The sequence below is a fragment of the Candidatus Venteria ishoeyi genome (assembly GCF_030378065.1).
GTDB lineage: Bacteria > Pseudomonadota > Gammaproteobacteria > Beggiatoales > Beggiatoaceae > Venteria > Venteria ishoeyi.
Genome location: NZ_JAUCGJ010000051.1, coordinates 22899 through 34510, shown reverse-complemented (window position 1 = coordinate 34510; position 11612 = coordinate 22899). Strand labels below are relative to the sequence as shown.

At 44.4% G+C, this 11612-nt stretch carries 12 protein-coding genes; 3 read left to right on the top strand and 9 right to left on the bottom strand.

What is annotated here, in order from left to right; all coding sequences use genetic code 11:
* The coding region (locus QUF61_RS14955) for a hypothetical protein (protein WP_289682414.1) at window positions 1–254 on the top strand (254 nt) is incomplete at its 5' end.
* A gap of 212 nt (window positions 255–466) precedes the next feature.
* On the opposite strand, the gene rplI is transcribed toward QUF61_RS14955, so the two are convergent.
* The 3 genes from rplI to rpsF are packed head-to-tail and all read right to left on the bottom strand — an operon-like array spanning window position 467 to window position 1607.
* Entirely contained in the window at window positions 467–916 is a 450-nt protein-coding gene (gene rplI, locus QUF61_RS14950; RefSeq protein ID WP_289682413.1) for a 50S ribosomal protein L9, read from the bottom strand.
* A gap of 23 nt (window positions 917–939) precedes the next feature.
* Complete coding sequence (gene rpsR, locus QUF61_RS14945; RefSeq protein ID WP_103918550.1) at window positions 940–1170, bottom strand: 30S ribosomal protein S18; 231 nt, start codon at window positions 1168–1170, stop codon at window positions 940–942.
* Window positions 1171–1172: 2 nt separating this feature from the next.
* A complete protein-coding gene (gene rpsF, locus QUF61_RS14940) occupies window positions 1173–1607 on the bottom strand; it encodes a 30S ribosomal protein S6 (protein WP_103918549.1) in 435 nt (144 codons plus the stop codon).
* 173 nt (window positions 1608–1780) lie between these two features.
* On the opposite strand from rpsF, the gene QUF61_RS14935 reads away from it, so the two are divergent.
* Window positions 1781–3115, top strand: coding sequence for a glycoside hydrolase family 3 N-terminal domain-containing protein (locus QUF61_RS14935; RefSeq protein WP_289682412.1), 1335 nt, complete (start codon window positions 1781–1783; stop codon window positions 3113–3115).
* 212 nt (window positions 3116–3327) lie between these two features.
* Here QUF61_RS14935 and QUF61_RS18250 read toward each other — a convergent pair whose 3' ends face one another.
* From QUF61_RS18250 to QUF61_RS14910, 6 genes are all read right to left on the bottom strand, one after another.
* Entirely contained in the window at window positions 3328–3633 is a 306-nt protein-coding gene (locus QUF61_RS18250; RefSeq protein ID WP_407080063.1) for a hypothetical protein, read from the bottom strand.
* A 26-nt stretch (window positions 3634–3659) separates the two neighbouring features.
* Window positions 3660–3803 carry a hypothetical protein gene (locus QUF61_RS14930; protein ID WP_289682411.1) on the bottom strand — a complete coding sequence of 48 codons (144 nt, stop codon included), beginning with the start codon at window positions 3801–3803 and terminating at the stop codon, window positions 3660–3662.
* A gap of 178 nt (window positions 3804–3981) precedes the next feature.
* Complete coding sequence (locus tag QUF61_RS14925) at window positions 3982–5928, bottom strand: bifunctional aldolase/short-chain dehydrogenase (RefSeq protein WP_289682410.1); 1947 nt, start codon at window positions 5926–5928, stop codon at window positions 3982–3984.
* 20 nt (window positions 5929–5948) lie between these two features.
* Window positions 5949–7697, bottom strand: a complete 1749-nt coding sequence (locus tag QUF61_RS14920) for a PAS domain-containing hybrid sensor histidine kinase/response regulator (protein ID WP_289682408.1) — start codon at window positions 7695–7697, stop codon at window positions 5949–5951.
* A gap of 93 nt (window positions 7698–7790) precedes the next feature.
* On the bottom strand, window positions 7791–10034 hold the full coding sequence (locus QUF61_RS14915; RefSeq protein ID WP_103918543.1) for a response regulator: 2244 nt from the start codon (window positions 10032–10034) through the stop codon (window positions 7791–7793).
* Between the two features lies 1 nt (window position 10035).
* Window positions 10036–10605, bottom strand: a complete 570-nt coding sequence (locus QUF61_RS14910) for a slr1658 family protein (RefSeq protein WP_103918575.1) — start codon at window positions 10603–10605, stop codon at window positions 10036–10038.
* A 206-nt stretch (window positions 10606–10811) separates the two neighbouring features.
* On the opposite strand from QUF61_RS14910, the gene tsaB reads away from it, so the two are divergent.
* Window positions 10812–11510 (top strand): tRNA (adenosine(37)-N6)-threonylcarbamoyltransferase complex dimerization subunit type 1 TsaB, encoded by a 699-nt coding sequence (gene tsaB, locus QUF61_RS14905; protein ID WP_289682407.1) that lies wholly within the window; start codon window positions 10812–10814, stop codon window positions 11508–11510.
* Window positions 11511–11612 lie beyond the last annotated feature (102 nt).

The following is an 11612-nucleotide window of genomic DNA, read 5'->3' as shown; positions in this document are numbered from 1 at the left end:
AAAATACAAAATATATATTACATATTAAAATAAAATCATCAGTAGATTCTATATTGCAAGTATTTTATTCAGACAATAATCAACAAAATTATCCATATTCTGAAAAAAATACCGTTCAATCATATATTAATAAAGGTGATAATGATATTTATATTCTTTTAGATTACCCAAATCTTGGCAAACATTTAAGGTTAGACCCTATTGTGGAAAAAGGTGAAATTTTTATTAAAATACTTGAGATGAAAAAAATTTGAGAGATAAGGCTTACAAAAAAACGGGGCTATTTGCCCCGTTTTTTGCTTTTTTTGCTTTAGTTGCTAAGCTAGCAATTCCCGGTTGCCTTGCAAGTCATTGATAAACCAAGTTGTATTTTTACAACTTAGTGAGCACTAATATTCTAATATACATTCAATATCAGTGTGTTATATGATTCTGACCGGGAACTGCTGTCGCTAAGCATTCTGACTTACTCGTCAGCAACGACATGCACGGAAATTTCTGATTCAACATCGGCATGCAGGTGCAGAGTAATCTCATACTCGCCTACATTACGCAATGGACCTGTTGGCATCCGCACTTCATGTTTTTCCAGTCTGATACCCACCTGAGTCGCTGCATCAGCAATATCTGCCGGACTGACAGAGCCAAACAGCTTGCCTTCACTACCAGCATGACGCGAGATAACCAGAATATTATCATGAATCTGCTCTGCACGCGCAGTTGCTGAAGCCAGTTTATCGGCCTGATTTCTTTCCAATTCTGCGCGACGCGCTTCAAACGCTTCCAGGTTTTCCTTGTTGGCCGGAACCGCTTTACCATGTGGCACCAGAAAATTACGACCATAACCCGGTTTTACGCTGACCTTATCACCCAGGTTTCCCAGATTTTTTACTTTTTCAAGTAAAATCAATTCCATGTTATTTCTCCTGAGTTTCCGGCCTAGTTTTCGTGAGCATCGGTATAAGGCAATAAGGCCAGATAACGCGCGCGTTTAATAGCGGTTGAAAGCTGGCGCTGATAGCGTGCTTTAGTACCGGTAATGCGACTAGGTACAATTTTACCTGTTTCGGTCACATAACTTTTCAGTGTCGCCAGATCTTTATAATCGATCTCGCTGACATTCTCGGCAGTGAACCGGCAATATTTTTTACGACGAAAAAATCGTGACATATCTATTCTCCTGATTCGCTGTCATCACTACTGACTTCTTCAGTAGCGGCTACATTAGCACTCGCATCATCGCTGGTGTTTGCTTTATCTTCCACCACGCGCTCTTCCCCACGCTCTTCTTTTGCTTTCATCATGGGGGATGCTTCTGTCACCGCACTTTTACGGCTGACAACCAGATTACGCAAAACCGCATCATTGAAACGGAAAGCACTGCTTAACTCATCTAAAGTTGCAGTATCACATTCAATATTCATCAGCACATAATGCGCTTTATGAATTTTATTGATGGGATAAGCCAGTTGGCGACGGCCCCAATCTTCCAGACGATGGATTTGACCATTCCCGGCGGTGATCATATCTTTATAACGATCAACCATGGCATTGACCTGATCGCTCTGATCAGGATGAACCATAAATACGATTTCGTAGTGTTTCATAAGACTCCTTATGGATTAAGGCAGCTTTGTTATCTGTTTGCATGGAGCAAAAGAATTCAAAGCAAGGAGGGATATACATAAAACTGATATGCTAATACCCTAAAAAACCGTGAATTATAAATGATAAAACTAAAAAAATACAAGAAAAATATTAAAATTCAGGCCCATTTAAATTGAAAAATCTATTACATGCCGTGTTGGTCTTATGCGCTATGGCGCTGTCTCTACAGCTCAAAGATCCCCATTTATTATTCTTGCGGACTTATGAAACGCCCCTGCTTATTGCTCTTGCATTGCTTGGTATATTGGTTGCCTTACGCGCTGTTATCCGGTCTGACAAGCAACAATGGGGATTTTTAATTAGTTGGTTGCTTGTTCTGAGCATCGTTACGTATAGTGAATATACTTTTCAGCGGCAAAAACATTTTGCCTTAAACGCAGACAGCAAAGCAGGCAATGAGGATGTGCAACGCTTGCGCCAGGTTGGCGCGCATTTGATAGTGGGTTATGAACACTCAGCAGATATTCGCCAACTGGTGCAACAAGGTTTTGTTGCAGGTCTGTTTGTCACGCGCCGTAATGTGCAGGGTAAAAGTTTTCAGCAAATTCAGGCGGAATTAAGCCATTTGCAAGATTTGCGTCATCAGGCGAGTTTACAACCTCTGCTTATTGCCACTGATCAGGAAGGCGGTGTGGTTTCCCGTTTATCACCGCCCCTGCCGCAACAGCCACCACTGGCAAGTTCATTACCCACCGGGATTCCCCAGGCCCAAATCATAGAACGTGCCACGGCTTATGCTCTGGCGCAAGCCAAGCCCTTAGCTGCACTGGGTATTAATCTTAACTTTAGTCCGGTACTTGATCTCAAACCCGCACAAGCCAGTAGCAGTATGGATTTTCATACCCAAATCGTAAAACGTGCCATTGCCGCTGATGCCGAAATCGTCACCCAGGCAGGTTTGGCTTATAGCCGCGCTTTATTGTCTCAAGGGGTGTTGCCCACACTCAAACATTTTCCCGGTCTTGGCAGCGTGAGTGATGATACACACCACTTCAGCGCCCGACTACACCTGCCATTGACGACATTGCAGCAGCATGACTGGCGGCCCTTTCGCCACTTACTCAGCCAAACACCGGCATTATTAATGGTGGCGCATGTGGTGGTAGATGCAATTGACCCCGACTTGCCTGCCAGCTTATCGCATAAGCTCATTACGGACATTGTGCGCAAAGATTGGCAACATGACGGTATTTTGATCACCGATGATATGAGCATGGGCGCGGTTTATAATCTGGGTTTATGCCCATCTTCAATTCGCGCCTTGAATGCAGGGATAGATTTATTACTCATTGCCTATGACTGGGAAAAGGTATACCCGGTACTCGATTGTCTGCAAGCAGCGCAGCAATCAGGACAACTCAAAACACTGCAAAGCAGTCAGGCGCGCTTGCAGCAGTTGCCGTGGAAAAATGCTAAAATCGGCTTTCAAAAAGCGGCAACACAATAAATTGCTTGATTACACCAGACAGAAACTTTCACCCTATAAGAAATGACAAGCTTCGCTTGTCGCACGTTGGATGTCTTGATTTTTTTAAAACAATTGAAATACCAAAACATTTAGACAATGTTTATGAAGAGTCATTGCATCTCTCCATTCGCTAACTCCAAAATGACTATCTTGAATTTTGGAGTTGAGCATAAAAACCATCCAATCCAAGTCTATTCAGGATAGTTTGCTGGACATTCTGATAATGCTGGCAAATAGCGTAACATTTCTTTCCCTGAAGCATCTTGGATTATCATTAGGTATGTCATTCCCTCAATTTGGTCATCATGTTTGACGAACAAGGGGGCGATATTCAGGCGGCTTTTGAGTCGATTGAATATCCGCTCGATACGGTATTCGTTACGGTAATACAGTACGGCATCTTCAAGCGATAGCGCGTCTTTATTGGCATTGGTAACAAAAGCTTTCCAGCCGAAGTTTTGTTTTGTGGTTTCTATCGCGTTTTCATCCCGCCTAATGGCGGTGACTTGGTAGCGGACTTTTTCTATTGTGCGCTGCTCACGCTTTGCTGGCGCTCAAATTCGTAAGCACAGGCTGCTAAAGCGACATCATCCACACGTTCTGTGATAATAATCAGCTCTGATTGGCCTAAAATTTGTTGTGTTTCGCTGCTTAAATTAGCGTTCATTCCGTTTGCCTGACAGGTTATGTGTGCCAGACAATGATAATTGATGTTTTATCCGTTAGGTATAGCGAATGGGGAGAAACAGACCTTGGAAATATGGCATTAACAAGTTTTACCTGAATGAGCAGAATAAGCGCAAGCTTGGCTTAACCCAGATTAAACAACCCGTTCATTACCCCCATCAATCGGCAATTGCGCCCCTGTTGTTTTTGCAAACAGTGGCCCGACCATCGCGCAGGCCAGTTCCTGCGACATCTTTGGATGTGACTTCCTGGTGCAGCAGGTTGTTGGTTTTATACGCCTGTACGCTCAAACCATAATGCGCGGCTCTGGATGCCAGAATGTCATCCGTCCAGATAGCGGTATCAAATACGGCATTAGGGTGTAATACATTAACGCGAATACCATCTGTACCCATTTCCAGTGCGGCAATTCTGGCTAATTGGGTCATGCCAGCTTTGGCGACGGAATAGGCCGCAGCGCCGGGGCCGGGGGCGGGTACATTTTTTGAGGCAATAAATACCACAGCGGGATCGATGCCCCGTTTTAAGTAAGGCTGGCAAGCGGTTAACAGTTGCTGATGACTGGTGAGGTTAATCGCCATGCTTTGCTGCCAGGTTTTTTCATCCATATTGGCAAGCTTAACGCTGGGGGGGAAGGTGCCAGCATTGCTAATCAGTATATCCAAACCACCAAAGCGGCTGACTGTGCTATCAACAACGCTTTGCAGTGCTTGGCTATCAGTCAAATCACAGGCGATGCCCAATATATCAGGCTGCTTAAAGGTTTCCTTGATGACCGGGTTAATATCTACTGCAACAACGGTTGCACCATTTTGCTGTAAGGCTTCAACGCAGGCTTTGCCAATACCATTTGCCGCACCGGTTACCAGGGCAATTTTACCTTGCAGGCTGGAACGTTTATTGGATTTGCCTAACTTGGCCTGCTCCAGTTCCCAATATTCCATAGCAAAAATATCTTTTGCGGGCAGGCTTTGCCAACTGCTGAGATTTTCTGCCCATTGGATCGCTTTTCGGGTATGGCTGACAATATCGCCAATAATCCGGGTTTCTTTTAAGGAACTGCCAAAGCTGAGTGTGCCTTGCAAAGGCCAGACGGCCCAACGCGGTTCCGGGCTTAGGCAGCTTAAATCAGGGCTTGCGTAAGTTTGAAAATACTGCTGATAATTTTGTTGATAAGCTTGGGCATCTGCCTGGGTGTCAGGCGTGACCAGCATGGGAATTCTTTTGGTGCGTATCACATGATCCGGGGTTAACGGGCCTTGGCAGGCGATTTTTGCAACATCGGGCAAGCTGGCAAAACCACAGGCTTGAGCACTGTTATCCAGACAGGCCAGCATGGGCCGCCCCGCCAGTTCTGAAACCGCTTTGCGTATGTCTGCCAGTTGTTGCAGATTACTGACTTCGGGTATTTGTGCGGCTATGCGCAGGGCTTGTTGTGCTTGTAAATAATCTTCGGCAATGGATACCAGTTTCAGCATAGTTTCGTAACTGGTTTTGGCATCATCACTGAAACTGAAAACGCCATGATTCATTAAAATCATGCCATCCAGTGTTGACCAGTCAATCTCTGCCGTTATTTTTGCCACTTGTCTGGCGAGTTCAAAACCCGGCATGATATAAGGGATAATCAGTACCCGCTTGCCGTAAAGTTCAGTGATTAAGTCGCTGGAATCCGGGGTGTTGGTCAGTGCAACCACAGCATCCGCATGGGTATGATCCACATACTTAAATGGGATAATGGCATGTAAAATGGCTTCCACTGAAGGATTGGGCGCGTTAGGATTGAGCATGGCGGCACGTTGTTCATTCACCATGTCGGTGTCTGATAACTGTTCTAGTTGCGCCATGCGCTGTAAGGTGTTGAGTCTGACTGGCGCAAAACCGGCTTTTTCTATGCTTGCCAGATCCCAGCCGCTGCCTTTGACATACAGCACGGTTTCTTGATCGCCAAATAAATTACTGGCTTGCGCCTTAACGGAAGTATTACCGCCACCATGTAATACCAGGCTGGCATCCTGACCTAATAAACGCGAGCTGTAAACACGCATTTGTAAGGGATCATTAAGATAATGCTGCGCGTCCTTGTCTTGCCATAAACTTTCCATCTATTTTCCTGTTCGGTTTCTTAGCCAATTTGCTCACTTAAAGCATGTAATAATTGTTTTTTCTGTAACGGTTTCAGCATGTATTGCACAAACCCCGCTGTCTTGGCCATATCTAATGATTCCTGGGTATCATCTGCGCTTAAACCTAATACCGGGATATGGCGTGTTGCGGGTAATAAACGTAATTGCTTCAGCACTTCAAAGCCATTAATACCGGGTAAGTTAATATCCAGTAAAATCACATCAGGGTGATGCGCCCGCGCCAGCTCCACGCCCATTTCTCCCGTAGGCGCGGAAATAAAGGCGATATCGGGTCTTTCTTCCAGAAATTTACTCATTAAACTGACATTGGTGCGGCTGTCTTCGATATAGAGTAATAAGTATTTTCTGTCAGTGCTTGTCGAGACATCCTGACTGACAGGAGGACTTTCCCCCGTAGGCAGTTCAATCCAGAAACAACTGCCGACATCCGGGGTGCTGTCCACCCCAATACGCCCATCCATCGCTTCCACCAGTTGGTGCACAATGGTTAAACCAATGCCGGTGCCTCTGCTGAGATTGCGCCCACTGATGCGGGTAAAGGGTTTGAACACTTGAACCTGCTCTTCTTCGTTCATGCCCACCCCGGTATCCTTAATCAACAGGCGTACCCGCTCTGGCGAGCTTTGTTCAATATGCAGACTGATTTCACCTTGCTCACGGTTATGTTTAACTGCATTGGATAATAACTGATAAATCACTTGTTGCAGGCGTTTTTCATCGGCAAGCACTTGAATCGGCGGGTGCTCAGCGGCAGGCAAGTGTTCCAGATGTAAACTTAGGTTTTTTTCAGCCAGGGTAGCCTGGGTCTGTTGCACGCAGTGATGTAAGCTGTCTAATAAATCTGATTTTGTAATATTTAAGCGAATCTGACCCGATTCAATACGGGTTAAATCCAGTACTTCATTGATTAATTGTAATAAGTTAGTGCCTGCTGTCAGGATGTTGCCGGTATAGGCTTGTAAATCTTCCAGATAATCCGGGTCACAAGCTTCTGGTGCATCTTCCAGATCTTCATTGAGTAATTCCCCATAACCTAAAATTGCATTCATGGGGGTGCGCAGTTCATGACTCATGCTGGAGAGGAAATCAGATTTTGCTACGCTGGCTTGCTCGGCATTGTCTTTTGCTGCAATCATTGCCGCAGAAACCTGCTGGTATTCAGAGATATCCTGAAACGTTAATAAGGTGCTGGTAATATGCGCACCCTGACTGATGGGGATCATGTGGCAGGAAATGGGCAGAGGGGGGGTTTCTTCATTTTCATTTAGAGGTAATAACTGGGCATCGGTGTCTTCTACCACACCGCCCTCGCGTAATAATTGTACTAAGGCTTCAGCATCCAGATAGTTGTCGTGATGCCAGGGATCATGGATACGCAGGCGGGATAATATTTGTAAATTTTGCGGCAGTGTTTCTTCAATATCCAAATAACGCCTTGCAGCGGGATTTAAAAACAGCAACTGTCCTTCTCTGCCAAAAACGCATAAACCATCCTGAATTTTGCTTAAAATAGCACGCAGTTTATTACGTTCCGCCAGGACATATTGTTGCTGATGGAATTCTAAAGATGGGGTGTCAGGGGGTGTTTTGCTATCGGGTTGCCCAGGATACCAATCCAGACGGGTAAGAAATTGTTGCCAGGTAGCCGCATCCGGTGGTGGGCTGTCGCTTGTCAAGCCTGATTGTGCCAGGCATTGAAGGGTTCGGGATGTGAGTTTGGGTTGCATAGGGCATTATTATTATCGATGAACAATAGGGATGGAAAACTATTATAACCCTTAGAGACAGGAATGAAATAAAATATGCAAGAGATACTGTTCTCAGTCCAACAAGGTTTTGCTTTTTGGTAATTCCGCCAGACAGTCACTGAGTTCCTGCAATAAGTCATCACGATGATAACTTGTTTTCTGAAAAATACGAGTGACTTGTTGATTCAGCGCCAGACGATCTTCTGGTGTAATATCTTTTGCAGTCAAAACGATAACAGGAATATTTTGCCATTCCGGTTTTTCACGCAGGTAGCGCAAAAATTCAAAGCCATCCATTTCAGGCATCATTAAATCTGACAAAATCAGATCCGGAATGACTAATTCCAGTTGTTCCAGTGCCACCTTGCCATTTTCAGCAGTTTGTACCTGCCAGCCGGATTTTTTTAATTGGTTTGCCAGCATGGTGCGGGTGACTTCATCGTCTTCAACCAGCATAATCCATTGCCCGGCTTGATTTGGCATCAGGTATTTCTGTAATACATGATGCAATTGTTCGCGATCAATGGGTTTGGTCAGGTATTCTGAAGCACCCAATGAATACCCCAGCTTGCGCTCTTCCATCATGGATAAGACAATGACCGGAATATCTACTAATTCTGGATTATTTTTCAGCGCAGACAGCACCATCCAGCCATCCATGCCTGGCATCATAATATCCAGGGTGATGGCATCGGGTTTAAGTTTCTGTGCCAGTTTTAAACCTTCATCCCCATGACTGGCAGTTGTGACTTGGTAGCCCATTTTTTCAAGGTAGTTAGACAGCAGGTCTCTCACCACGGCATCATCATCAATCACCAGTACATGTGTGTTGTTATATGTCGAGTGATACGCTTCTTCCTCTGTTTGATGTGTTTGCTCTTCAGCGTCTATTGCCGTGACATAAGCTGGCAGGTTAACCGTAAAACAACTGCCTGTACCCGGTGTGCTGTCAACAGTAACCCTACCTCCCATCATTTCCGCAAAACGTTTGGTAATGGTCAAACCCAATCCAGTACCGCCATATTTTCGGGTGGTGGAGGTATCTGCCTGGGTAAAAGGTTGGAACAGTTTGCTGATTTGTTTGGGCGTCATACCAATACCCTGATCTTTAATCAAAAACTGAATCCATTCCTTACCCTCTTGTTCTTGCTGCGTTATTTCAAAACGGATCAGGCCATCTTCGGTAAATTTAGCGGCGTTACTGAGCAGATTAAATAAAATCTGGCGTACTTTGGTTAAATCGGCATGGATGGCGTTAGCATCAGTGTGCTGAACAACTTCAAGAGAATTATTTTTCTTTTCAATCAGTGGGGTTACGGTGTTGGTGACTTCATTGATCAGATGAGAAATTTCAAAAGTCTCATTATAAAGATCCATTTTACCGGCTTCGATCTTGGAAATATCCAGTACATCATTGATCAAACCCAGTAAATGTCGGCCTGAACTGTAAATTTTTCGCGCATCGGGAACCAGTTCATTATGTCCCATATCATCCAGGTCTTCTGCCAGCATCTCGCTGTAACCAATCACGGCATTCAGTGGGGTACGCAGTTCATGGCTCATATTTGCCAGAAAAGCACTTTTAACCCGGTTAGCCTGCTCTGCGGACTCTTTCGCCTTTAATAAAGCCTCTTCTGCGCGTTTGCGCTCGGTAATATCCACCATGATAGCCACCAATCCTGATGTTTGACCGACGGCATTGTGAAACAAGGTTTTATTGACAATAAAATCATGAAACTCATTTTGGGGTGAAGCCACAAACATTTCATAACTCTGCGCTGTTTCTTGTTCAAACAGCAGCTGATCCATATTGCTGTCTTCTGTTGCAATATGATTGGGCCACAAATCAGTGGCATTGCGCCCAATAATATATTGCTTGGATTGGCATATTAAATCTGCAAAAGCACTGTTGCAACCCAGATATTCACCATTGAGATTTTTGAAAAAAATTGGGCTGGAAATACTGTCAAGCAGCGTATTTAGAAAACTCAGATGATTACGCTGCGCTTCTTCCGCGCGTTGACGCTCCTGTATTTCCTTTTCCATTTGCAGATTACGCTCTGCTAATTCATGGGTACGCTCTTTAACTTGTACTTCCAGATTATTACGTGAAGCCACCAATTGTTGCTCAAAGGAGTCTGCATGTTCGGTCATGGTCTCCAGAGAGATTTCAATATCCAGTTTTTCCTGCGCCAGTGTTTCCACCTGTTCGCACAATTGCTGCAAATAGGCTTGTTTTTCGGCAGGAATAGACTGTCCTTGATAAAGTTCTTGAAAGACCTGTTCAAGTTGTTGATTGAGGGGTGTTGAAGACATATTAAATATCCATGCGCACCATCGTCGTCACGATAGGTGTGGTACATGGTTCACTACTGTTGCTGAATTTCCAGGCAATATCTGCCTTATAATCACAAATCATACTGAGAAACCCCAGGCCTGAACATGTGCTATTAACATCCTTTGCATTATTTTCCATTTGTTGTATATAAAGCGCATGGGGATCATCTGCCAGTAACTTTCTCAGGTAATGCTGGAAATTCAGCTGTATTTCTGGTGCGATACTATTAGCCGTATAAAAAAACACTGTATTTCCCCGAATAATAAATGACATCGTTGTTGGATAATCAATGTCACCATTACTGAATTTCATTGCATTTTCAAGTAATTCATTGGCAATATATTTTGCTGCATTTTTAGTATGGGCCGACACACTGGCTTTACCATCTTTACTGATAAAAAAAGTGTATAAATAATCGGCAATAAAACTGGCAGACAGGCCTTTATTATGCCAGCGTTGCTTCAGTGGCTGGCTGGAAGAGGAAAAACGTGTAATCAGAAAATCTTCTTGATCACTCAATTCCTGAAAATTTCCAAAAATTTCTGTCATTTTGTGAAGTCTTTTGATATTTTTGCAAGGAAAATAATTAATAGTTGGCATATTTTATACCATAAATTTAAAATATTTGGTGCCTAAATAGCCTCTAATAACCCTTGGTTTCAACAAAAAACAGCTACTATAACGCCTTTTCTGAATTTAGCAAAAGCGATAATGGTAAATCATAACCGGAATCCTTAAAACTGTGTAGTATTTTTATGAAATTATTATTACTTGATACCGCAACTGAAAACTGTTCCTGCGCACTTGCCATCAATGGAGAGTACCGGGTGCTGAGTGAATTAGCCCCGCGTCGCCATGCTGAGCGGATATTGGAGATGGCTGAGCAACTGCTGGCCGAAGCTGAACTATCCCCCGCCCAACTTGATGGCTTGGGTTTTGGTCGCGGCCCTGGCAGTTTCACCGGTTTGCGTATCGGTTGCGGCGTGGTTCAAGGTATTGCCTTAGGCGCTGATCTCCCCATTGCCTGCATTTCATCATTAGCCATGTTAGCACAAGGTGCTTATGCTGATTTTAAAACACCTCAGGTTTTTGCTGCTATTGATGCGCGCATGTCTGAAATTTACTGGGGTTTATACCAGTTAAACGCAGATCAGTGCATGGTACCATTACAAGATGAGTGCGTATTACCTGCAAAACAAGTCCCCTTACCCATAGCAGAGGCAAAAGCGGCTTGGCAAGGGGTGGGCAGTGGTTGGCTGTGTGAGGCGGAAAGCTTGACCGCACGCACTGGCGACTGGCTGAAAAATTATGATGGGCAGCGTTATCCACAGGCACAAGACATGTTACCCCTGGCTTTAGCAGCCTTTCAACAAGGTGAAGTGCTTGCAGCCGAACAAGTGGCCCCTGTTTATTTACGCAATCAGGTGGTTGCACAACCCACTAAGCCAACATAAGTTCAGTGCCTTAGCTGCTAATTTTGAGAGATGGATAAGCAATGGGCGCAAGCTGACAAAACCACATCGACACGCAAGGTATTGATGAGACTTTGCTGGCAC